Source organism: Achromobacter sp. CSND-B12 (assembly GCF_052906545.1).
On record NZ_JBREGJ010000001.1, the window covers coordinates 5675654 to 5697061 of the forward strand.

At 69.9% G+C, this 21408-nt stretch carries 21 protein-coding genes; 8 read left to right on the top strand and 13 right to left on the bottom strand.

The genetic code is table 11. From position 1 onward, the window contains the following. Window positions 1-172 precede the first annotated feature (172 nt). The gene (locus ACUTAG_RS26715; RefSeq protein WP_006384111.1) at window positions 173-1036 is read right to left on the bottom strand and encodes a pirin family protein; all 864 of its coding nucleotides are present in this window, start codon (window positions 1034-1036) and stop codon (window positions 173-175) included. Between the two features lie 250 nt (window positions 1037-1286). On the opposite strand from ACUTAG_RS26715, the gene ACUTAG_RS26720 reads away from it, so the two are divergent. Further along, on the top strand, window positions 1287-1829 hold the full coding sequence (locus ACUTAG_RS26720; RefSeq protein WP_150100231.1) for a DNA-deoxyinosine glycosylase: 543 nt from the start codon (window positions 1287-1289) through the stop codon (window positions 1827-1829). 142 nt (window positions 1830-1971) lie between these two features. Here the strand turns inward: ACUTAG_RS26720 and ccmI (ACUTAG_RS26725) are convergent, their stop codons facing one another. The 9 genes from ccmI (ACUTAG_RS26725) to ccmA are packed head-to-tail and all read right to left on the bottom strand — an operon-like array spanning window position 1972 to window position 8706. Beyond that, a complete protein-coding gene (ccmI, locus tag ACUTAG_RS26725) occupies window positions 1972-2889 on the bottom strand; it encodes a c-type cytochrome biogenesis protein CcmI (RefSeq protein WP_179840858.1) in 918 nt (305 codons plus the stop codon). Then, window positions 2886-3449: a cytochrome c-type biogenesis protein gene (locus tag ACUTAG_RS26730; protein WP_081322336.1), complete on the bottom strand. Its 564-nt coding sequence runs from the start codon at window positions 3447-3449 to the stop codon at window positions 2886-2888. Before ACUTAG_RS26730 ends, ccmI (ACUTAG_RS26725) begins: the two co-directional genes overlap by 4 nt. After that, window positions 3439-3972, bottom strand: a complete 534-nt coding sequence (locus ACUTAG_RS26735; protein ID WP_179840860.1) for a DsbE family thiol:disulfide interchange protein — start codon at window positions 3970-3972, stop codon at window positions 3439-3441. Before ACUTAG_RS26735 ends, ACUTAG_RS26730 begins: the two co-directional genes overlap by 11 nt. Beyond that, window positions 3969-5957, bottom strand: coding sequence for a heme lyase CcmF/NrfE family subunit (locus tag ACUTAG_RS26740; protein ID WP_179840861.1), 1989 nt, complete (start codon window positions 5955-5957; stop codon window positions 3969-3971). The genes ACUTAG_RS26735 and ACUTAG_RS26740 overlap by 4 nt, the downstream gene beginning before the upstream one ends. Further along, a complete protein-coding gene (ccmE, locus tag ACUTAG_RS26745) occupies window positions 5954-6403 on the bottom strand; it encodes a cytochrome c maturation protein CcmE (RefSeq protein ID WP_049055551.1) in 450 nt (149 codons plus the stop codon). Before ccmE ends, ACUTAG_RS26740 begins: the two co-directional genes overlap by 4 nt. Further along, complete coding sequence (gene ccmD / locus ACUTAG_RS26750) at window positions 6400-6612, bottom strand: heme exporter protein CcmD (RefSeq protein ID WP_082401475.1); 213 nt, start codon at window positions 6610-6612, stop codon at window positions 6400-6402. Before ccmD ends, ccmE begins: the two co-directional genes overlap by 4 nt. Further along, complete coding sequence (gene ccmC, locus ACUTAG_RS26755) at window positions 6609-7391, bottom strand: heme ABC transporter permease CcmC (protein ID WP_006384804.1); 783 nt, start codon at window positions 7389-7391, stop codon at window positions 6609-6611. Before ccmC ends, ccmD begins: the two co-directional genes overlap by 4 nt. Before the next feature lie 11 nt (window positions 7392-7402). Next, a complete protein-coding gene (gene ccmB, locus ACUTAG_RS26760) occupies window positions 7403-8083 on the bottom strand; it encodes a heme exporter protein CcmB (protein ID WP_054482491.1) in 681 nt (226 codons plus the stop codon). After that, complete coding sequence (gene ccmA, locus ACUTAG_RS26765; protein ID WP_006384802.1) at window positions 8080-8706, bottom strand: cytochrome c biogenesis heme-transporting ATPase CcmA; 627 nt, start codon at window positions 8704-8706, stop codon at window positions 8080-8082. The genes ccmB and ccmA overlap by 4 nt, the downstream gene beginning before the upstream one ends. Before the next feature lie 412 nt (window positions 8707-9118). Between ccmA and ACUTAG_RS26770 the strand changes: the two genes are divergently transcribed. The 7 genes from ACUTAG_RS26770 (at window position 9119) to ACUTAG_RS26800 (ending at window position 18936) form a co-directional block, all read left to right on the top strand. Further along, window positions 9119-9283, top strand: a complete 165-nt coding sequence (locus ACUTAG_RS26770; RefSeq protein ID WP_006384801.1) for a periplasmic nitrate reductase, NapE protein — start codon at window positions 9119-9121, stop codon at window positions 9281-9283. A 38-nt stretch (window positions 9284-9321) separates the two neighbouring features. Next, entirely contained in the window at window positions 9322-10542 is a 1221-nt protein-coding gene (gene torC, locus ACUTAG_RS26775; RefSeq protein ID WP_006384800.1) for a pentaheme c-type cytochrome TorC, read from the top strand. A gap of 7 nt (window positions 10543-10549) precedes the next feature. Beyond that, window positions 10550-13063, top strand: a complete 2514-nt coding sequence (gene torA / locus ACUTAG_RS26780) for a trimethylamine-N-oxide reductase TorA (protein WP_020927174.1) — start codon at window positions 10550-10552, stop codon at window positions 13061-13063. Between the two features lie 59 nt (window positions 13064-13122). Then, window positions 13123-13794, top strand: coding sequence for a molecular chaperone TorD (torD, locus tag ACUTAG_RS26785; protein ID WP_446650389.1), 672 nt, complete (start codon window positions 13123-13125; stop codon window positions 13792-13794). Between the two features lie 103 nt (window positions 13795-13897). Further along, entirely contained in the window at window positions 13898-14665 is a 768-nt protein-coding gene (gene dsrO / locus ACUTAG_RS26790) for a sulfate reduction electron transfer complex DsrMKJOP subunit DsrO (protein WP_006384797.1), read from the top strand. Window positions 14666-14678: 13 nt separating this feature from the next. After that, window positions 14679-15713: an NrfD/PsrC family molybdoenzyme membrane anchor subunit gene (gene nrfD, locus ACUTAG_RS26795; RefSeq protein WP_024068518.1), complete on the top strand. Its 1035-nt coding sequence runs from the start codon at window positions 14679-14681 to the stop codon at window positions 15711-15713. Window positions 15714-15750: 37 nt separating this feature from the next. Beyond that, window positions 15751-18936, top strand: a complete 3186-nt coding sequence (locus ACUTAG_RS26800; RefSeq protein ID WP_422109220.1) for a tetrathionate reductase subunit A — start codon at window positions 15751-15753, stop codon at window positions 18934-18936. 59 nt (window positions 18937-18995) lie between these two features. Here ACUTAG_RS26800 and ccmI (ACUTAG_RS26805) read toward each other — a convergent pair whose 3' ends face one another. The 3 genes from ccmI (ACUTAG_RS26805) to ACUTAG_RS26815 form a co-directional block, all read right to left on the bottom strand. Continuing rightward, the gene (gene ccmI, locus ACUTAG_RS26805) at window positions 18996-20333 is read right to left on the bottom strand and encodes a c-type cytochrome biogenesis protein CcmI (protein WP_054444562.1); all 1338 of its coding nucleotides are present in this window, start codon (window positions 20331-20333) and stop codon (window positions 18996-18998) included. Beyond that, the gene (locus ACUTAG_RS26810; protein WP_108913956.1) at window positions 20330-20791 is read right to left on the bottom strand and encodes a cytochrome c-type biogenesis protein; all 462 of its coding nucleotides are present in this window, start codon (window positions 20789-20791) and stop codon (window positions 20330-20332) included. The genes ccmI (ACUTAG_RS26805) and ACUTAG_RS26810 overlap by 4 nt, the downstream gene beginning before the upstream one ends. A gap of 95 nt (window positions 20792-20886) precedes the next feature. Next, entirely contained in the window at window positions 20887-21408 is a 522-nt protein-coding gene (locus ACUTAG_RS26815; protein WP_024068522.1) for a DsbE family thiol:disulfide interchange protein, read from the bottom strand.

Sequence of the window (21408 nt, forward strand, 5' to 3'; positions counted from 1 at the left end):
TGACTGTCCATTAGCACTATGAGACGGCCCTTGCTCTCCCGCTCGGCCGGATGACTCTAATGGGTCGTAACGAGCCCCTCGCGCTCCCAGCCGATCAAAGCAAAAAGCCGCGTTTCCCCAACAGGAAACGCGGCTCCATTCAGGACCGGCGCGTCGACGCCGGTCCCATCCTTCAATGCATCTGCCCGTACTTGCCGGCGTTGAAGTCCTGGATCGCCTCGACGATCTCCGCTTGGGAGTTCATCACGAACGGCCCGTACCCCACCACCGGCTCGTCGATCGGCTCGCCGCTCAGCACCAGGAACACGGCGTCGTTGTTGGCTTCGACCGTGATCTCGTCGCCGTCCTGCGAGAACAGCGTCAGCTGCGCGTCGCGCGCCACGGCTTCGCCGTTGACCAGCACCGTGCCGCGCAGCATCACCAGCATGCTGTTGCGGCCCGCCGGGATCGCGAAGGTCGTGGCCTTGCCCGCGGACAGGCGCACGTCCCACACGTCGATCGGCGTGAAGGTGCGCGCCGGGCCGGTCTGGCCGCCATAGCTGCCGGCGATGACGCGCAGCGAGCCGGCATCGTCGGGCAACGACACGACCGGGATATCCGCGTTCAGCAGGCTCTGGTAGCCGGCCGGGGCCTTCTTGTCCTTGGCCGGCAGGTTGACCCACAGCTGCACCATCTCCAGCTCGCCGCCCTTGCGGGTGAACGCGGGGGAGTGGAACTCTTCATGCAGGATGCCCGAGGCGGCCGTCATCCACTGGACGTCGCCGGGCCCGATGACGCCGCCGTTGCCGGTGGAGTCACGGTGCTCGACCTCGCCGCTGTAGACGATGGTCACGGTTTCGAAGCCGCGGTGCGGATGCTGGCCGACGCCGCGCGGTTGCGTGGCCGGCGTGAATTGCGCCGGGCCGGCGTAGTCCAGGAGCAGGAACGGGCTGACGTTCTTGCCCTTGTCGTTGTACGAGAACATCGAGCGCACCGGAAAGCCGTCGCCCACCCAGTGGGGACGGGGACTGGCATGCACACCCAGAATCTTCTTCATGATCGTCATTCCTGTTGCGCGGCCCCTGCGGGGCCGTTCGTCATACCTATCAAGATAAGGGCGGGACGGCGGTTGCGGTAGTCCCCGCCATTGATAAGCACCGTTCCAGCAATAGGACGCTGACGGCCCCAAGGCGGGCCAGCGTTGCCAGTGCAGCGAGGGCGGGGGGGAGGAATTCCGGGCTTGGCGCGGTGCCGGCGGCCGGCGCGACCCGCGACGAAGGGCCTGTAAACCCGGGTATTCTTGCGCCATGCAACGACAAGCCGACACAGCCGTGGCTGACCGATCTCCCCAAGTCCAGGGCTTCGCCCCGGTGGCCGCCGCCGACGCCCGCATCCTGGTGCTGGGCTCCATGCCCGGCGTGGCGTCGCTGCGGCAGGCACGCTACTACGCCCACCCGCGCAACGCCTTCTGGCCCATCGCGGCCCAGGTGCTCGGCTTCGATCCCGCCGCCGATTACGCGCGGCGCCTGCAAGCGCTGCGATCCGCCGGCGTCGCGCTCTGGGACGTGCTGCGGGCCTGCGAACGGCCGGGCAGCCTGGATGCGGACATCCGTGTCGACACCCTGGTGCCCAACGACTTCGCGGCGTTCCTTGGGGCCCATCCACGCCTGGTGCGGGTCTGCTTCAACGGCGCCAAGGCGGCCAGCCTCTACCGCCGCCATGTGCTGCCGCGCCTGCCGCAGCGGCCGTTGCAATATGTCGACCTGCCATCCACCAGCCCGGCCCACGCGGCCGCATCGTTCGAGAAGAAACTGGCCGCCTGGCGCGAGGCGTTGACGATGCCGGCCTGAGCCTGCGCGTTGGGGCGTTGGCGGCGCGGGTGCCGCGACATGCGGCCGGAGGCGAAGCGCGGAAAGCGGAATGTGAAAAGCGGAATACGAGCGGGGCTTGGCCGTGCGCGAGGCGGCCGGTCAGTCCCGCCGGCCGCGACCTTCAGCGCCTACGATCGGGGGGGGCTGGCGGGAAGGCGGCGCCTGCGGCGCCGGACGCCGCAAGACCGGCCGCCCGGCGGGCCTGCGCCAGGCTGGCCTGGAGCTGCTCGTGGACGGGACCGTCGGGGTCGACCAGGGGCAGCAGGCGCTCCCAGTCGTCAATGGCCTGCTGGAAGTCGCCCCGGAAAAATGCGCTGGTGCCGGCCAGGGCCAGGCCTTTCACGTCGTCGGGCGCGAGCGTCAGCAGCAGGGCGATCAGGCGGTCGGGTTCGCCGGAAAAATCGCCGTCCGCCGCCGTGGCCAGGAGGTCGGCCCACTCCGCCAATACGCCGGGATCTTCCGGCGCCCGGTCGCCGATGCGCGCCCAGGTTGCCGCGCCGTCGGCGAAATCTCCCAGCGTTGCGTAGGTGTGGGCCAATGTCGTCCAGGCCGCGGCGTCGTCCGGATGGGCTTGCAGGTGTTGGATCAAGCCGGCCAGCCGGTCGGCCATGGGATCGTTGGCGTCGTGGCTGGCGCTGGCGGGGATCGCCGCGTCCAGGCTGGCGTCCGCCGGCGCCAGGGCCGACGGCGTGCCAAGCACGGCATACAGGCCGACGCTGATCGCGCCCAGTCCCAGGGCCACGGCCAGGGCCCAGCGCGGCGCGGGCCGGGTATCCAGGGGATCCGGCGCTGCGCAGCCTTCGCGCAGGGCGCGCCGCTCGATCTCCGCGAGCGCCTGGGCATACTGGTCCGGGGCGATGCGCCCGCAGGCCTGGTCGGCCTGCAATTGCGCCAGTTGTTCGCGCAATACCGCCAGGGATGCCTGCGCCTGGGGCGGGCCGTCGCGGCGGCCGGTGGCCCCCGGCGCCAGCAGAGGCGGCAGCACGAACAGCAGGGCGACGGCGATCATGCCGGCCGCGAGGAGCCAGAACAGGGTCACGGGGCGCGCTCCCCGCCGGCAGCGGACGGACCGGCGTCTTCCGAGAGGTCGGCCAGCAGGGCCCGGGCCGCTTGCGCTTGCGGCGCAGGCAGAGGTGGCTCCGGCGTGCGGGCATGGCGTCGCAAGCGCCACAGCAGGCCGCCCATGGCGCCGGCAAGCAGCACGCCGGGCCCGATCCAGAGCAGCGCGGTGCGGGTTTTCAGCGGGGGGCGATAGAGCACGTAGTCGCCATACCGCGACACCAGGAACTGGCGCACCTGGGTATCGTCCTGGCCCGCCTGGAACAGGCGGCGCACTTCGTCGCGCAGGTCGCGTGCCAGCGGCGCGCGCGAGTCCGCCAGCGATTCGTTCTGGCACACCAGGCAGCGCAGGTCGCGCGTGAAGGCCTGGACGTGCGCTTCCAGGGCCGGGTCGGGCGCGGCGGCGGGCGCCTCGCCGGCCGTGGCGCGGGCCGCGATGGCCAGCGCCAGCGCGACGCCGCCGCAGGCCGCGCGCAAGCCGGCGGCCAAGGCGGCGCGCCGGGGCGCGGGGCGGGGCGCGCGGAGGATATCAGGGTTCATTCAGCGCCTCCCGCGCCCGGGGGATCAGGATGTTGTCGAGCACGTCCTGCGTGACCGGCCCGACATGCTTGTAGCGGATCACGCCTTGGGCGTCGATGAGAAAGGTCTCGGGCACGCCGTACACGCCATAGTCGATGCCGAGTTTGCCGCCGGGGTCGACCACCGTGGCGGTGTAGGGGTCGCCCAGGCGCGCCAGCCATTCGCGGGCGGCGCTGTCTTCGTCCTTGTAGTCCAGCCCGACGATGGCGATGCGGCTTTCGCGGGCGGCGCGCAGCAGCACGGGGTGTTCGGCGCGGCAGGCGACGCACCAGCTGGCCCAGACGTTGAGCAGCCAGACCTGGCCGCGCATGTCGTCCAGCCCGAACTGGCGTCCGGGCGCGTCCAGCCGCGCCAGCGTGAAAGGCGGCGCGGGCCGACGCAGCAAGGGCGAGGGCAGCTCGCGTGGGTCCAGCCCCAGGCCAATGGCGAGCAGGGCCGTCAGGCCGATGAACAACAGCAGGGGCAGGAGGGATCGGAGTTTCATGGCTGTTCGCTGTGCGGTCGCCGGGTGTGTTGCGGGGGCGCGGCGTCGCGCCGCGACGCCTGCTTGCGATAACGGCGGTCGCCGGCGGCGGCCAGGCCTCCCAGCATCATCAACGCGCAGCCGGCCCAGATCCAGCTGATGAACGGTTTGTGGAACAGGTTCACGATCCAGCTGCCGTCGGGCAGGCCTTCGCCCAGGGCGGTGTAGAGGTCGCGCAAGGGGCCGACGTCAATGGCCGACTGCGTCATCGGCATTGCCTGCGCCACGTAGCGGCGGGTCTCGGGTCGCAGCGTGGCGACGTGCTTGCCGCCGCGCGCGACATCGAGGGTGGCGCGCGCGGCGATCCAGTTGGGACCGGCGACCTGCTCCACGCCGCCGAAGGTGAAGGTGTACCCGGCCAGGCGGGCGGTCTGGCCGGGCAGCATGCGCACGTCCAGTTGCGACTGGAAGCTGTTGACCATGGTGACGCCGATGATGAACACGCCCAGGCCGAGATGGGCCAGCCACATGCCCCACCAGCTTCCGGGAATGCCGCGCAGGCGGGTGGCGATGCCGGCCCGGCCGCCGCGCAGGCGCTCGCCCAGCAATTGCAGGCTGCCCAGCACGATCCAGGCCGCCAGCGACAGGCCCAGGCAGGTGCGCCAGGTGAAGTGTCCGAGCCCGTAGCCCAGCGCCGGGCCCAGCAACACGCTGGCGAGCGTGGCCGGCCGCAGGCGGCGCGCCAGCCGTTGCCAGGTGTCGGCCTTCCAGCGCGCCAGGGCGCCGGGCACCAGCAGGATGAGCACTGGCGTCATCAACGGCACGAAGGTGGTGTCGAAGTAGGGCGGGCCGACCGAAATCTTGCCGAGGCCCAGGGCGTCGAGCAACAACGGATACAGGGTGCCGAGCAGGACCGCCGCGCAGGCCACCGACAGCAGCGCGTTGTTGGCTAGCAAGGCGGCGTCGCGCGACACGAGCTCGAAGCGGCCGCCACCCTGCAGCCGCGGCGCGCGCCAGGCGTACAGCAGCAGCGATGCGCCGACCACCGCCGCCAGCAGGCACAGGATGAACAGGCCGCGCGCCGGGTCGGTGGCGAAGGCATGTACCGAGGTGACGACGCCGGACCGCACCAGGAACGTGCCCAGCAGCGACAGCGAGAAGGTGCCGATCGCCAGCAGCACGGTCCAGCCGCGGAACGCGCCGCGCTTTTCCGTCACGGCCAGCGAATGGATCAGCGCGGTGCCCAGCAGCCACGGCATGAACGAGGCGTTCTCGACCGGATCCCAGAACCACCAGCCGCCCCAGCCCAGCTCGTAATAGGCCCAGCTCGATCCCACCGCGATGCCGGCGGTCAGCAGGACCCACGCGGCCACGGTCCAGGGCCGCGACCAGCGCGCCCAGGCGGCGTCCAGGCGCCCCGCCATCAGGGCCGCGATGGCGAAGGCGAAGGCGATGCTGAAGCCCACGTAGCCCAGGTACAGCAAGGGCGGGTGGATGATCATGCCGGGGTCCTGCAACAGCGGGTTGAGGTCGCGGCCTTCCGGCGCCGCTGGCAACAGGCGGGAAAAGGGGTTGGAGGTCAGCAGCGTGAAGGCGGTGAATCCCGCGCTGACCGCGCCCAGCACGCCCAGGACCCGCGCCGTGAAGGCCTCCGGCAGCCCGCGGCTCCAGCGCGTCACCGCCGCCGTCCAGAGCGACAGCGAGACGATCCACAGCAGCATGGAGCCCTCGTGGTTGCCCCAGACCGCGGTGATGCGGTAGATCAGCGGCGTGCGGGTGTGGCTGTTGTCCGCCACCAGCCGCACGGAGAAATCATTGGCGATGAACAGCAGGTGCAGGCAGGCGTATGACAACAGCACGAACAGCAGTTGCCCGCGCGCGGCAGCGCGGCCGACCGCCATCAGCGCCGCGCGGCCGCGCCAGGCGCCATACAGCGGCACGATGGCCTGCGCCAGCGCCAGCGCGAAGCCGAGCATCAGGGAAAAGTGGCCGACCTCGGCGATCATGGCTGTACCGTCCTGCCGGCATCGTGGGCGCGCTCGATGGCTTCGCGCGCTTCGATCGGCGTGTAGTTCTCGTCATGGCGGGCCAGCACGCTGGTGGCGGTGAACACGCCGTCGGCGTCCAGCGTGCCCTGGGCCACCACGCCCGTGCCTTCGCGGAACAGGTCGGGCAGGGCGCCGCGATACACCACGGGCACCTCGTGGGCGGTGTCGGTGACGATGAAGCGCACGCCCAGGCCGTCGGCCTCGCGTTGCAGCGAGCCGGCCAGCACCATGCCGCCGACGCGGAACAGCCGCTGTCGCGGCGCCTCGCCGCGCGCGATTTCGCTGGGCGTGTGGAAGAACACCAGGTTCTGGCGCATGGCCGTCAGAATCAGGGCGGCCGCCGCGCTCAACAGCGCGACCGCGCAGAGCAGCAGGAGCAGGCGCCGGCGGCGGGGTGTCGTCATGCCGGTTCCGCGTCCCGCCGTTGCCGCCTGGACGCCGGGCGACTGGCGCGATCGAGCGCGGCCAGGCGTCGCAGCGCGCGGCGGCGCCGCCGCGCCAGCGACGCGCATTCGGCCAGCACCAGCAGGGCCAGCGCGCCATAGCTGCCCCAGACGTAGCCGGCGCGCCCGCCCATGTGCCAGAACGCGGCCCAGGATTCCCAGTGCATCATGCCGGCTCCTTGCGCGTTGCGGCCTCGCGGCGCGCCAGGTCGCGCACCCAGCCGGCCGGCCATTCCCGTTCCAGCACCATGACGCGCGCGCGCGCCAGCGCGACGGCGGCGGTGTAGGCCCACGCGGCCAGCGCCATCAACAGCATGGCGGCCAGCATGGTCGCCGCCATGGACGGCGCGCGCGTCAGGCTGACCGAAGCGCCCTGGTGCAGCGTGCTCCACCATGACACCGAGAAATAGATGATGGGGACGTTGATGGCGCCCACCAGCGCCACCAGCGCCCCGGCGCGGTCGCCGCGATGGGGATCGACGGTCAGGGCGGTCAGAGCCAGGTAGCCCAGGTACAGGAACCCCAGGATCAGTTGCGAGGTGAGCCGCGCGTCCCAGACCCACCAGGCGCCCCAGGTGGGCCGGCCCCACAGCGCGCCGCTCCAGAGCGCGACGAAGCAGAACAGCGCGCCGGTGGGAGCCAGCGCGCGCGCCATGATGAACGACAGGCGGGTGCGCAGGACCAGGCCGAGCGCGGACCAGAACGCCATCAGAAGATAGATGAACAGCGACATCCACGCGGCCGCGACGTGGATGAAAATGATGCGGTAGACCTCGCCCTGCGTGGCGTCGGTGGGCGCGACGAAAAAGCCGATCGCCAGGGCGCAGGCGCCAAGCACGATCGCGAGTCCGGCGCACCAGGGAACCAGCCTGCCCGCCAGCGGATAGAAGGCTTGCGGCGCGGCGAACCGCAGCAGGCGGGTGGCGTGGCGGGCGGGGGGAGTGGGCATGGAAGGCATCTTCATTCTTCGACGGCGAAGCGCAGCGCCAGGACACAGGCGGGCGGGGCCAGCGCCAGCGCCGCCAGCAGCGCGCCGCCAAGCAGCAGGAACGCGGTCGTGGGCGGCTGGCCCGTGGCGCAGGCGGACACGGAGCCCGCGCCGAAGATCAGCACCGGCACGAACCAGGGCAGCAGCAACAGGGCCTGCAGCACGCCGCCGCCGCGCATCCCGAGGGCCAGCGCGGCGCCGATCGCGCCGACCAGGGCCAGTACCGGCGTTCCCAGCGCGAAAGATAGCGACAGGGTCAGGCGCGAACACTGACCCAGGTCAAACAGCAGGCCCATGAGGGGCGCCACGGCCACCAAAGGCAGACCGGTTCCGATCCAGTGCGCCGTGATCTTGGCCAGCACCCAGAGCGTGGCGGCGCCCGGCGAAAGCAGCAGTTGTTCGAGCGTGCCGTCGGCGTGGTCCTGCGCGAACAGTCGATGCTGCGACAGCAGCGTGGCGAGCAGCGCGGCGACCCATAGAACGCCGGGTCCGAGCGCGCGCAGCAAGGACGCATCGGCGCCCACGCCCAGCGGGAACAGGCAGGCGACCAACACGAAGAAAAGCAGCGAGACAATGGCGTCGGCCCGGCCGCGGCCAAGCAGCAGCAGGTCGCGCCGCAGGACGGCGAAGAAGAGGCTGTCCTGCCACGTCATGGCGTGTGCGGGCCAAGGTCGAGGGTGCGCACCGGCCGGTCGAAGGCAACCTCCTGGTGCGTGGTCAGCAGGACGCGTCCGCCGTTGTCGCAATGGCTTGCCAGCGTCCGTGTCAGCGCCGCCACCGTGGCCGCGTCGAGCAGGTTGAAGGGTTCGTCCAGGATCCACAGCGGCCGCGCCGGGCGCAGCGACAGCCGCGCCAGCATCACGCGGCGCCGCTGGCCGCGCGACAGCACACGCGCCGGCAGGTCCAGCAGCGCCGCCAGGTCCATCCGGCAGAGGGCGTCGCGACAGGCTGCCGTGCTGACGGCATCGGCCTGGGCCTGGCACAGGAAGCGCAGGTTCTCGAGGGGGGTGAGGGAATCGGCGAGGGCGTCGGCATGGCCCAGGTAGAGCAGGTGCTGGCGGTAGGCCGGCCCCAGGCGGTGGATGTCGGCCCCGCGCCAGCACACCGTGCCGGCGTCGGCGCGCGCCAGGCCGCACAGGATGCGCAGCAGGCTGGTCTTGCCATGGCCGTTGGGCGCGGTCACGCGCAGCAATTGCCCGGCGCGCAGCTGGAACGACACGTCTTCGAACAGCAGACGGGTTCCTTTCGAACAGGTGAGCCCTTCCGCTTCAAGCATGGCCGGCGCCCATCCAGATACTCATGACAACAATCCCCACTGCATCAAGGGCGGCGCGAAGCCGATAACGGGATGGGATATTAATGAATCCAGGCCGCGGTTTTGAGTGGCCGTGGCGCATTTGGATTTATGTCGGACGCGTTTACCGTTGGCTGCATCATGGCGCCGATCGCCACGCGACCGTATGCGTTTTCGACCGCTGGCGGGCCGTGGCTTCAGATCGGTCTGAGTAATGGGCGCGATGGCGCGTGCGACCTGCGGCGCTTGACGGAGATCAACATGCGGGGGGCGGCCGCGCGTCGATCATGAAAAGGCATCGAACCGCCAACGGCCCTCGCGGGGACCGCCGGCCTTGCTTGTGCCGCGGCGCGGTTCGACGTAGTAGCCGTTCATATCCAAATAGTTGTACTCCGTGAAAAGCAAACCCAAGCACAGCAGCAATGGTGGTGGGGCCGAGTGGGCAAAGTTCCTGTCGCTGGCCTTTGTAGCGTGTCCCGTCGTGGCGTTTCTGATGATCTGCGTGTACGGATTCATCGTCTGGTTCGGTCAAATCCTGTTCTGGGGGCCGCCGACATGAATGCGCCGTCCGAGAAAAACGCAGCCTGAGCCACCGACATGAAAAATCCCTTCAAGATCGCCAAATCCATCATCCAATGGATGGGCGCGCTGTTGCTGCGCCCCGCCACCCGCATCGGCCTGGGCGTGCTGGTCATCGGCGGGTTCCTGGGCGGCGTCACGTTCCTGGCGCTGTTCAACACCGGCATGAACGCCACCAACACCGAGGCGTTCTGTATTTCCTGCCACTCGATGCGCGACACCGTGCTGCCGGAACTGCAGCAGAGCGTGCATTGGAAAAACCGTTCGGGCGTGCGCGCCCACTGTCCGGACTGCCACGTGCCGCATGACTTCACCTCGAAGGTCGCGCGCAAGATGCAGGCCTCGCGCGAAGTGCTGGGACACCTGATGGGCACGATCGGCACGCCCGAGAAATTCCAGGAACACCGCATCGTGCTGGCCACGCGCGAGTGGGCCCGCTTCAAGGCCAACAATTCCAAGGAATGCCGCAACTGCCACGATTACGCCAGCATGGATTTCGACAAGATGCGGGTGACCTCGCAGACCACCATGCACGGCGCGGCCGAGCGCAATGCCAGTTGCGTCGACTGCCACAAGGGCATCGCGCACCGATTGCCCGAGGTCAAGTCACAGGGCAACCCGGCGCTGGCGGCGCTCACGGCCGACGCGCGCGGCGCGGCCATCGACGCCGGCCGCGAGTACTACAGCGTCATGCCGCAGCCGATCTACGCGGACGAGGGCCTGGACCGCGAGATCGGCGCCATCGAGATCGCCACCGGCGTGAAGGTGCTGCAGAAGAAAAAGGACGCGGTGCAGGTCGAATTGCAACTCTGGAGGAAGAACAAGGGTTACGCCCGGGTGCTGTACGGCCAGTTCGGCCTGAACATCACCAGCGCCGTGCTGAGCCAGGAGGTGTCGCGCGACGACGGCGTGGTCCATGTCATCGAAAGCCGGATCGACGATGTGACCGGCCTGCAATGGCAGAAGATCGCCGCCACGGTCTGGCTGCGCGGCGGCGGCCTGGTGGCTGACGTCGCGCCGATCTGGACGGCGGCCAGGAAGAGCTATTCGCAGAGCTGCAGCGTCTGCCACCGCCAGCCGAACGAGGCCTCGCACGACGCCAACCAATGGCCCGGGCTGTTCGGCGGCATGGTCGGCTTCACCAACATGGACGACCAGACCGCCAAGCTGGTCCTGAAATACCTGCAACTGCATTCCTCCGATTTTGCTGCAAAGGACAGTGTGGCCGCGGCCCACTGAGAAAGACATGAAACTCTCCCGTCGTCGTTTCCTGGGTGGTGTCGCCGCCTCGCTGGGCTCCATGGTGGTGCCGCCGCTGTTGCGCAATGGCCGCGTGCTGCGCGCCGCCACGCTTGGCGATGAGGATGCCGGCCCGGGCCGCTGGCGGTTCTCCGGCGCGCACTGGGGCGCATTCCGCGCCCGGGTCGTGGCCGGCCGCGTCGTGGAAATCAAGCCTTTCGAGTTCGACAAGCATCCGACGCCGATCCTCGATGGCACGCTGGACGTGCTCTACAGCGCCTCGCGGGTGCGCTATCCGATGGTGCGGCTCGACTGGTATCGCAAGCGCGGCGCCGCGGGCCAGGCGCTGCGCGGCGACAACCGCTTCATCCGGGTCGGCTGGGACGAGGCGCTGGACCTGGTCTACGACGAGCTCGAGCGGGTGCAGCGCGACCATGGCCCCTGGGCGCTGCATGTGGGCAACGTCGGCTGGCGCTCGGTGGGGCTGATGCACAGCTGCGGCAACCACATGCTGCGCGCCATGGGCATGCACGGCTATAGCGTCGGCACCGCGGGCGACTACTCGACCGGGGCCGGCCAGACCATCCTGCCCTACGTGCTGGGTTCGACCGAGGTGTATTCGCAGGGCACGTCGTGGGACATCATCCTCAAGGAAACGCGGGTGCTGGTGTTCTGGGCCAGCGATCCGATCAAGAACCTGCAGGTCGGCTGGAACACCGAAACGCACGAGGCCTATGCCTATTTCGAGCAGCTCAGGCAGAAGGTCGCGAAGCGTGAAATCACGGTGATCTGCGTCGATCCGGTGAAAAGCAAGACGCGCAACTACCTGGACTGCGAGCACCAGTACGTCAATCCGCTGACCGACGTGGCCTTCATGCTGGGCATTGCCCACACCTTGTGGAAAGAGAACCTGTACGATGCCAAGTTCCTCGAGACCTATGCGGTCGGCTTCGACGAGTTCATCGCCTACGTCGAGGGCAAGACCGAGGACAAGATCGAACGCACCCCGGAATGGGCCGCGTCGATCTGCGGCGTGCCGGCGCAGCGCATCCGCGAGCTGGCGCGCCTGATGGCGGCCAATCGCACGCAGCTGATGTTCGGTTGGGCGATCCAGCGCCAGCAGCATGGCGAGCAGCCTTACTGGATGGGCGCGATCCTGGCCGCGATGCTGGGCCAGATCGGCCTGCCCGGGGGCGGCATCAGTTATTCGCACCACTACAGTTCGGTGGGCGTGTCGGCCTCGGGCGCGTCGATGCCGGGCGCGTTTCCGCTGAACCTGGATACCGGCCGCAAACCCCGGCACGAGAACGACGACTACCAGGGGTACAGCGCCGTCGTGCCGGTGTCGCGGGTGATCGACGCCTTGCTGGAACCGGGCAAGGAAATCAACTTCAATGGCCACAAGGTCAAGCTGCCGCCGTACAAGGTGGCGATCTTCTCGGGCTGCAACCAGTGGCACCGGCAACAGGACCGCAATCGCATGAAGCGCGCGTACCAGAAGCTGGAAACGGTGGTGGCCATCGACTACAACTGGACCGCCACCTGCCGCTTCGCCGATATCGTGCTGCCGGCCTGCACCCCCTACGAGCGCAATGACATCGACGCTTACGGTTCCTATTCGAACCGCGGCGTGATCGCCATGCACAAACTGGTCGATCCGCTGTACCACTCGCGCTCGGACTTCGATATCTGGACGGACTTCTGCAAGCGCATGGGACGCGACGTGGAATACACGCGCAACATGAACGAGATGCAGTGGGTCGAGTCGCTGTACGAGGATTGCCGCAAGGAAAATGCCGGCAAGGGCTTCGACATGCCGCCGTTCGCGCAATTCTGGGAGCAGGGCTACGTGCTGTTCCCGGAGGGCAAACCGTGGGTGCGCCACGCCGATTTCCGCGAAGACCCCGAGGTCAACGCGCTGGGCACGCCGTCGGGGTTCATCGAGATCTACAGCCGCAAGATCGCCGGCTTTGGCTACCGCGATTGCAAAGGGCATCCGGTCTGGATGGAAAAGGCCGAACGCTCCCACAACGGTCCGCGATCGGACAAATTCCCGCTCTGGCTGCAGTCGGCGCATCCGGATACCCGCCTGCATTCACAAACCTGCGAATCGCCCTCGCGGCGCGCCACCTACACCATCCAGGGGCGCGAACCGGTCTACCTCAATCCCGACGATGCCCGTCAGCGCGGCATCAAGCATGGCGACCTGGTGCGGGTGTTCAACGACCGTGGGCAATTGCTGGCCGGCGCGTCGCTTTCGGCCAACTTCCCCCCCGGGGTGGTGCGCATCCAGGAGGGCGCCTGGTATGGGCCGACCGGGCCGGAGATCGGCGCGCTGGACACCTATGGCGATCCCAACACGCTGACGCTGGACGTCGGCACCTCCGAGCTGGCGCAGGGGCCAAGCCCCAACACCTGCCTGGTGGAAATCGAACCGTACAAGGGCGTGGCGCCACCGGTGACCGCGTTCGGCGGCCCGACCGAGGTGGATATCGATGGCAAGGCGCTGGCCCGGCATTGAGGCCTCGGCCGGCGCGGAACGCCGGCCGGTGTGGATCCTGTGATTTCATGGAGCATGCGTTGAACCTTGCATTATCCGACCCGGACTGGGGCGCGGCCTGCCAGCTGCGTTCGCAGCTGTATGGGTGGTTTTCCACCGTTTTTGCCAGGGAAATGGAACCCGCCGCCATGGCCTTGTGCCAGGGCGGCGGGGCCGATCATTTGCTGGTGGTGTTCAAGGCGCTTGGGCTTGGCCGGCAGGCCGATGCCGTGGCCGCCGTGTTCAAGGCATGGGCGGGGCACCCCGACGCGCCGTTGGAAAACGCGGCCGACTTCGCCGCGCTGTTCCTGCTGGAGGGGCGGGCGGCGCCCATTCCCTACGCCTCGCATTACCTGGAGGAAGGTGGGCAGCTGTACGGCGAGCCGGCGCGGCTGATGCGCGCGTTCCTGGAGTCCAGCCAGTTGCGGCTGGATGCGCAGTTCAAGGAGCCCGAAGACCACATTGCCGTCATCCTGGCGGCGCTGGCGCGCTGGAGCCGGGAGGGCGGGCGGGCGAATGACGTCGCCGCCTGCGCGGGGGAGCAGGCGGCCTATCTGGACGCCGCGCTGATGCCCTGGGTCGCGCACTGGCAGGCCCTGGTGGACGGCGTGGACACCCTGGCCTTCCGCTTCTATCCGGCGGTCGCGGGGCTGCTGGTCGCGTTTCTTCACCTGGATCGGGAGTATCTGCGGTCTTTCGAGGCAGGTGGGTAAGAAAGGTCTTAAATAAACCCGTCCCCTATTGATCGGCATCAACTCTCTATATAACTAAAAGCGATAAGTTAATGGCACAACGACATAATTCGCGGAGAAGTCTGTGCCTCACCCCCCACCCGAAGTCCCCCTCCCGGGCAAACGCGGTTTCCTGAAGAACCTGCTCGGCCTGAGCGCCGCGGCGACCATCATCCCCATCCGTGCCGAAGCCGGCACCGGCATCAACCAGCAACCTCCCCGTCGTCCCGGCATTCCCGGCAAGCGCTACGGCATGTTGGTCGACCTGCGCAAATGCATCGGCTGCCAGTCCTGTACGGTCAGCTGTTCGCTGGAAAATCTGCCGCCCGTCGGCCAGTTCCGCACCACCGTCCTGCAATACGAAGTCCAGCCCGACAACGGCAGCCCCTGCGCCATGGTGATGCTGCCGCGCCTGTGCAACCACTGCGACAACCCGCCCTGCGTGCCCGTCTGCCCGGTGCAGGCCACCTTCCAGCGCGAGGACGGCATCGTGCTGGTCGACAACGAGCGCTGCGTCGGCTGCGGCTATTGCGTGCAGGCCTGTCCGTACGACGCCCGTTTCATCAATCACGACACCCAGACCGCCGACAAGTGCACCTTCTGCGAGCACCGGCTCGAAGCCGGCCTGCTGCCGGCCTGTGTCGAAAGCTGCGTGGGCGGCGCGCGCATCATCGGCGACCTGAACGACCCCGACAGCGCGATCTCGCGGCTGATGGCCGAGCATCGCGCCGACATCAAGGTGCTCAAGCCCGAGATGAAGACCGATCCCCACGTCTATTACATCGGCCTGCCCGATGCCTTCGTGCACCACATCGACGGCCAGGCCGGCGTGCGCCTGGCCGGCGGCCATTGAGAAGGGGAGCCTCATGCAGATCACCGAATTGTTGACCCCGGTCTACGACGCCGCCTGGCTGCCCTGGGCGGTGCAGTATTTCTTTCTTATCGGCATCGCCGCCACCGCCGCGCTGACGGCCGCCGGCGCCGCCTTTGGCGAGGCGGGATCGCCGGCCCGCCGGTTGCTGCCGGCCGCCGTGACCGTGCTGCTGGTGTGCGCCATTGCCGCGCCGGTCTCGCTGCTGGCCGACCTGCACCAGCCGGGCCGCTTCTGGCACTTCTATACCCGGCTCACGCCGTGGTCGTGGATGTGGCTGGGGGCGCTGCTGCTGCCGGTCTTCACCGGGCTGGCCGTGCTGTTCTGCGCCGCCTGGTGGTGGGGGCGCATGGTCTGGGTGCGCCTGCTGGCGCTGGCGTTGGCGCTGTCGGCCGTGTCGATCCTGGTCTACACCGGGGCCGAGGTCATGGTGCTGCGCGCCCGTCCGCTGTGGCACACGCCGTTCCTGCCGCTGAACTTCGCGCTGACCGCCTGGCTGGGCGCGCTGGGGGCGATGTTCCTGGTGGGGCGCTGGCTGCCCGGTGGCATGGCGGCCTTGCCCGTCGAGCTGCTGCGCCGCCTCGGCGTGACGTCGGTGGTGATGATGGCCATCGGCGCGGGCGCCTGGATCCTGCTGGGACTGCTGGGCGTGGATGCCTCGTTCGACGCGGCGTTGCGGCTGTTCGGCGAGTTCCCCGTGTGGCGCGCCAGCCTGGCCGGCGCCGTGGCCACCGCGTTCTGCATGATCGCGCTGCTGCAGCGCGCGCCGCGCACCCTGGCGGCGCCGTTGCCGTCGGCCGCGCTGGCGCTGACCATGCTGGCGGCTGCGTGGATCTTCCGCTGGGTCGTGTTCATGAGCGTGCAGGGCGTGCCCAAGTACGGCGCCGGCCTGTACCTGTACGACATGCCCTGGGGCAGCGACGGCCTGCTCGGCATGATCGGCGTGCTGGGCCTGTGCGTCGCGCTGGTGGCCGCCGTGACCTATGCGCTGGAACTGTTCCCGGCCCGCACCCGCGGCCTGGCGGCCTGATGCCGCCGGCCCGACAAGAATTCGCATCGAGATGACCATGGACAAGCCTCACCAAGACGATATCCCCGCCCATGCCGACGGGCCCGATCAACCCGACAACGCCGCGCGCCGCAAGCTGATCGCGCGCGGCGGCGTGGTCGCCGGCGGCATGGCCGCCTTCGCGGCCGGCTACGGCGAGACCGTCGCCAAGGCCGTCAAGGGCCTGGCGCAGGGCACCGCCGGCGTGCCCACCGCGCATGCGGTGCGCGGCAATTCGCTGACGCCGGAATTCCGCATCGACCCGGTCACGGGCCTGCTGTCGACCCAGCCGGGCCAGACCGTCAGCCCCTCCAGCTGCCTGGGCTGCTGGACGCAGTGCGGCGTGCGGCTGCGCGTCGATACCAAGGCCAACCGCATCCTGCGGGTGGCCGGCAACCCGTATCACCCGCTGGCCACCACGCGCCCGGCCGCGATGGACGCGCCGGTGCGCGAGACCTACGCGCAACTGGGCGGCGACAACGGCCTGGAAGGCCGCGCCACGTCCTGTGCGCGCGGTTCGGCCATGCTGGAGCAGATGCACAGCCCGTACCGCGTGCTCCAGCCGCTCAAGCGCGTCGGCGGCCGCGGCGAAGGCAAGTGGCAGACGATTTCCTTCGAGCAGTTGGTGCAGGAGGTGTGCGAAGGCGGCGACCTGTTCGGCGAGGGCCACGTCGATGGCCTGCGCGCCATCTTCGACCGCGACACGCCGCTGGATCCGGCCAATCCGGAGTACGGCGCCAAGGTCAACCAGTTCCTGTTCACCGATGCCTCCAACGAAGGCCGCACGCCGCTCATCCAGCGCTTTGCCGGCCAGTCGTTCGGCACCGTCAATTTCAGCAACCACGGTTCCTATTGCGGGCAGAGCTTCCGCGTCGGCGCGGGCGCGGCGCTGGGCGACCTGAAGGGCATGCCGCACGGCAAGCCGGATTGGGACAACGCCCGCTTCGGCCTGTTCATCGGCGCGGCGCCGGCGCAGGCCGGCAACCCGTTCCAGCGCCAGGCGCGCCAGCTGGCCGAGGCCCGCACCCGGCCCGAGGAGGCCGGCTTCACCTATGTGGTGGTGTCGCCGATGCTGCCCGCGTCCTCCAGCCTGTCGGCCGGCTCGGGCAATGAATGGGTTCCGGTCAATCCGGCCAGCGACCTGGCGCTGGCGATGGGCCTGATCCGCTGGATCCTGGACCACGAGCGCTTCGACGCGCGCGCGCTGGCGCAGCCCGGCCCGGCGGCCATGAAGGCGGCGGGCGAGGCGGCATGGACCAACGCCACGCACCTGGTGATCGCCGAGCCCGGCCATCCGCGCCAGGGCAGTTTCCTGCGCGGCGCCGACCTGGGCTGGGCCAAGCCGGCCGATGCCGGTGAAAAGTGGGAGGACGTGTACGTGGTGCGCCTGGAGGACGGCACGCTGGCGCCGCATACCGGCGCCATGCCTGCCACGCTGTTCGTGGACGAGGCGGTGGCGGCGCCGGGCCTGGCGGGCGCGCCGGCCGCGCTGCGCGTGTGCAGCGCGCTGTCGCTGCTGCGCCAGGAGGCGCATCGCAAGTCGCTGGACGAATACGCCGCCCTGTGCGGCGTGCCGGCGGCCAAGATCGCCGAACTGGCCGAGCGCTTCACCAGCCACGGCAAGCGCGCCGTGGCGGATGCGCATGGCGGCACCATGAGCGGGGCGGGCTTCTACACCGCCTACGCCATCGCCATGCTCAACACGCTGGTGGGCAACCTCAACGTCGAGGGTGGCCTGGTGCTGGACGCCGGCCCGTTCCCGCCCTACGGCGCCGGGCCGCGCTACAACATCGCGGGCTTCGTCAACCGCGCCACGCCCAAGGGCGTGGCCCTGTCGCGCAACCGCTTTCCGTACGAGAAGTCGAGCGAGTTCAAGCGCAAGCAGGCCGCCGGCCAGCCGGTCTATCCGGCCGCCGCACCCTGGTATCCGGCCACGGGCGGCCTGAGCTCCGAGATGCTGGCGTCGGCGCTGGCGGGCTATCCGTATCGCGCCAAGGTCTGGTTCAATCACATGAGCAACCCGATCTACGGCATTGCCGGGTTCAGGAACGTGCTGCTGGACAAGCTGAAGGACCCGAAGATCCTGCCGCTGGCGGTGTCGATCAATCCGTTCATCAACGAGACCAACGCGCTGGCCGACTACATCGTTCCCGACACCGTCACCTACGAAAGCTGGGGCGTGTCGGCGCCGTGGGCCGACGTGGTGGCCAAGGCGTCGACGGTGCGCTGGCCGGCGGTCGAACCCCGCGTGGCGCGCACCGCCGACGGCGCCCCGGTGTGCCTGGAGTCGTTCCTGATCGCCTGCGCCAAGCGCATCGGCATGCCGGGCTTCGGCGCCAACGCCATCGCCGATGCGGACGGCAACCGCTATCCGCTGGACACGGCCGAGGATTTCTTCCTGCGCGGCATCGCCAACATCGCCTTCGGCGCCGGGCGGCCGGTGCCCGAGGCCAGCGACGACGATCTTGAGCTGACCGGCGTGGCGCGCTACCGCGATGCGCTGCAAGGCAAGCTCAAGCCCGAGGAGTGGCGCCGCGTGGCCATGGTGATGAGCCGCGGCGGACGTTTCGATCGCGTGCGCGACGCCTGGACCGATGCCGGCCAGACCCGCCAGGCCTGGGCCAAGCCCTTGCAGGTGTGGAGCGAGGAATTGGCCGGGTTCCGCCATGCCATGACGGGCGAGCGCTACAGCGGCTGCCCCACCTGGTATCCGGCGCGGCTGGCCGACGGACGCGACGTGCGCCAGCAGTATCCGCGGGCGGACTGGCCGTTCCTGTTGAGTTCGTTCAAGTCCAACCTGATGAGTTCGATGTCGATCGGCGTGGACCGGCTGCGCCAGGTGCATCCGCACAATCCGGTGTCGATCAATCGGCAGGACGGCGAGCGGCTGGGCCTGCGCAACGGCGATCGGGTGCGCATCGTCACGCCGGGCGGCGCGGTGACCGGCCTGGCGCTGCTGCGCGACGGCATCCAGCCGGGCGCGGTCGGCATCGAGCACGGCTATGGCCACACCGAACTGGGCGCGCGCGCCCACCTGGTCGATGGCAAGCCGATGCCGCACGATCCGGCGCTGGCGGCGGGCGTGAACCTGAACGACCTGGGCTTCGGCGACGCGACGCGCGGCGATCATGCCAACGTCTGGATCGACTGGGTCTCGGGCGCGGCGGTGCGGCAAGGGTTGCCGGCGCGCATCGAGCGGGCCTGAGGCCGCGCGGTGATGCCGGGACGACGCCGCCGCTGGCGGCGGCGAGCGGCCCCGGCGCGCTAGCGCAGCACGGTGTCGGCCACCAGTTCCAGCCCGCCGGCCGGCACGTCGGTTGCCACCGGCGTGCCGCCCAGGTCGCCGGGCTGCGGCATCGCCGTGCCCGAGCGGCTGACGCGGATCTCGACGCGCACGCGGCCGGCGCTGGACAGCAGCGCCTGCGGCGACATGGCATTGCTGTCGTCGAGCGTGAAGGCGCGCGGCAGATCGGCGGCGCGCAGCCGCAACACGGCCAGTGGCATGCGCGACCCCGAGGCGGGGCGCGCCAGGATGAAGACGGTGTCGGTCGCTTGCACCTGGGCCATCAAGGCGGGCGCGATGCGCGCCTGGCCGCTGACGCTGCCCGGGGCGGCGGCCAGGCTCGCGGGCGGCTTGACGGCGGACGTTTGAGGAGGCGAGGACTGCGCGGCTGCCATTGCCGCTGCCTGGGTTTGGGCTGGCATCTGGCCGGGCATCCGGCCTGGCGTCGCAGGCGGCGCGCCGCTTGCCGATGCGACCGCGCGCGCCTGCGCGATATTGGATTCGATCTGGCGCGCGGCTTCGGAGTCCGGCGGCAGCAGCGCCTGCAGGCGTTGCCAGTATTCCAGCGCCTGGGCGGCGTCGCCACGGCGCAGGGCCATCATGCCGGCCAGCGCCAGGGCCTTGGGCTGGTCCGGATTGGCGGCCAGCGCCTGCGCCACCGCCGCGATCGAGGCGGCGTCCGGCGCGCCCTGGTTGGCCGATAGCAGCGCGTCCGCCAGGTCGGCCAGCACCTGCGGCTGCGCCGGGACCAGCCGCAGCACTTCGCGATAGGCGGCGGCCGCGTCGCCGTAGCGGCCCAGCGTTTCGTAGGAGCGCGCCAGCGTGTACCAGCCGTCGGCGTCGTCGGGCGTGGCGCGCAGGCGCTGGGCCAGCGCGTTGATGGCCAGCGCCATGGTGTCGCCGTCGTCGCCGGCATGGGGTTCGGCGGTGACGGCCGTGGCGGCGCTGGCGGCGGCGCGCGGGTTGCCCAGGTGGTTGTAGAGCAGGGCCGCCGCCAGCGGCAGCGCCAGGCTCAGCAGGCAGGCGGCGGCGATGCCGGCGCGTTGGCCGCCGACCGCCGCGCGGCCGGGGTGGCGTTGGGCCAGGTCCTGCAGCAGGTCGCGTTGCAGTTCCTCGTCGGCGCGCATGGCCGCATCGGCGCTCAGGGCGCCGTCGCGCTGGTCGCGCCGCAATTGTTCGCGCTGCGCCAGATAGAAGGCGCGCAGGCCGCTGTCGGCCGCGTCGTCGCGCGTCGGTGGCGGGCGCCGCAACAGCGGCGGCACCAGGCACAGCAGGGTGGCCAGGAGCAAGCCCAGCACGGCAAGCCAGAGCGGCGTCATGATCCGGTATCCAGGTAGCGGGCCGCGCGGGCGCGTTCATCGGCGGTCAGCGGCGCGCGGCTGCGGGGCCGTCGCGCCACGGTGCGCCACAGCACCGCGAAGCCCAGCGCCAGCAGCGCGAACGGGCCCAGCCACAGCAGCCAGGTGATCGGCTTGAAGGGCGGCTCGTAGCGCACGAAATCGCCGTAGCGGTCTTCGAAGAAACGCATGATCTGGGCGTCGCTGCGGCCTTCGGCCAGCTGGCTGCGGATCAGGTTGCGCATGTCGTGCGCCAGCGGCGCGTTGGATTCGGCCAGCGACTGGTTCTGGCACACCAGGCAGCGCAGGCCGTGCGCCAGTCGTTCGGCGCGTTGCTCCAGCGCGGGTGGCAGCGGGGGAAACGGCGGCTGGGCCTGGACCGGCGCGGCCAGCCACGCCGCCAACCACAGCGCCAGCAAGGGCGCGGCCAACCAGCGCAACGGGCGGCGGCCAGGGCGTCCTGCGGCCCGGCCGCCGGTCTTGCCGGGAGATCGAGGCGGGCGCCAGGCGCCAGCGCGAGGGGTTGGCCGCTGCCTCATTGCAGCGCCTCGATCATCGGTTGCAACCGCGTGCGCCAGATCTCCGGCGTGATCAGGCCCAGTTGCCGGTAGCGGATACGGCCGGCGCCATCGATGACGAAGGTCTCGGGCACGCCGTACACACCGTATTCGATGCCGACGCGGCCGTCGACGTCGCTGGCGGAGGCCTGGTACGGATTGCCATGGCGTGCCAGCCAGGCACGCGCGTCTTCCGGCTTGTCCTTGTAGTTCAGGCCGTACAGCGGCACGCCGTGGCGCTGCGCAACTTCCCGCAGCACCGGCAATTCCTCGCGGCACGGCGCGCACCACGAGGCCCACACGTTCAGCAGCCAGACCTTGCCGCGCATCGATTGCACCTCCAGCCGCTCGCCCGGCGCCTGCAGCAGCGGCAGGCCGATGGCGGGAGCGGGCTTGTCGATCATGGCCGAGGGCACGGCGCGCGGATCGCGCGACAGGCCCATGGCCAGGAAGACGGCCATGGCCAGGAAGACGGCGAGCGGCACCAGGTAGCGCAGCAT

Coding starts and splice junctions, on each gene's coding strand:
- ACUTAG_RS26715 (WP_006384111.1), bottom strand. CDS start 1,036: ATGAAGAAGATTCTGGGTGTGCATGCCAGTCCCCGTCCCCACTGGGTG.
- ACUTAG_RS26720 (WP_150100231.1), top strand. CDS start 1,287: ATGCAACGACAAGCCGACACAGCCGTGGCTGACCGATCTCCCCAAGTC.
- ACUTAG_RS26730 (WP_081322336.1), bottom strand. CDS start 3,449: ATGAACCCTGATATCCTCCGCGCGCCCCGCCCCGCGCCCCGGCGCGCC.
- ACUTAG_RS26735 (WP_179840860.1), bottom strand. CDS start 3,972: ATGAAACTCCGATCCCTCCTGCCCCTGCTGTTGTTCATCGGCCTGACG.
- ACUTAG_RS26740 (WP_179840861.1), bottom strand. CDS start 5,957: ATGATCGCCGAGGTCGGCCACTTTTCCCTGATGCTCGGCTTCGCGCTG.
- ccmE (WP_049055551.1), bottom strand. CDS start 6,403: ATGACGACACCCCGCCGCCGGCGCCTGCTCCTGCTGCTCTGCGCGGTC.
- ccmD (WP_082401475.1), bottom strand. CDS start 6,612: ATGATGCACTGGGAATCCTGGGCCGCGTTCTGGCACATGGGCGGGCGC.
- ccmC (WP_006384804.1), bottom strand. CDS start 7,391: ATGCCCACTCCCCCCGCCCGCCACGCCACCCGCCTGCTGCGGTTCGCC.
- ccmB (WP_054482491.1), bottom strand. CDS start 8,083: ATGACGTGGCAGGACAGCCTCTTCTTCGCCGTCCTGCGGCGCGACCTG.
- ccmA (WP_006384802.1), bottom strand. CDS start 8,706: ATGCTTGAAGCGGAAGGGCTCACCTGTTCGAAAGGAACCCGTCTGCTG.
- torC (WP_006384800.1), top strand. CDS start 9,322: ATGAAAAATCCCTTCAAGATCGCCAAATCCATCATCCAATGGATGGGC.
- torA (WP_020927174.1), top strand. CDS start 10,550: ATGAAACTCTCCCGTCGTCGTTTCCTGGGTGGTGTCGCCGCCTCGCTG.
- nrfD (WP_024068518.1), top strand. CDS start 14,679: ATGCAGATCACCGAATTGTTGACCCCGGTCTACGACGCCGCCTGGCTG.
- ACUTAG_RS26800 (WP_422109220.1), top strand. CDS start 15,751: ATGGACAAGCCTCACCAAGACGATATCCCCGCCCATGCCGACGGGCCC.
- ccmI (WP_054444562.1), bottom strand. CDS start 20,333: ATGACGCCGCTCTGGCTTGCCGTGCTGGGCTTGCTCCTGGCCACCCTG.
- ACUTAG_RS26815 (WP_024068522.1), bottom strand. CDS start 21,408: ATGCTGCGCTACCTGGTGCCGCTCGCCGTCTTCCTGGCCATGGCCGTC.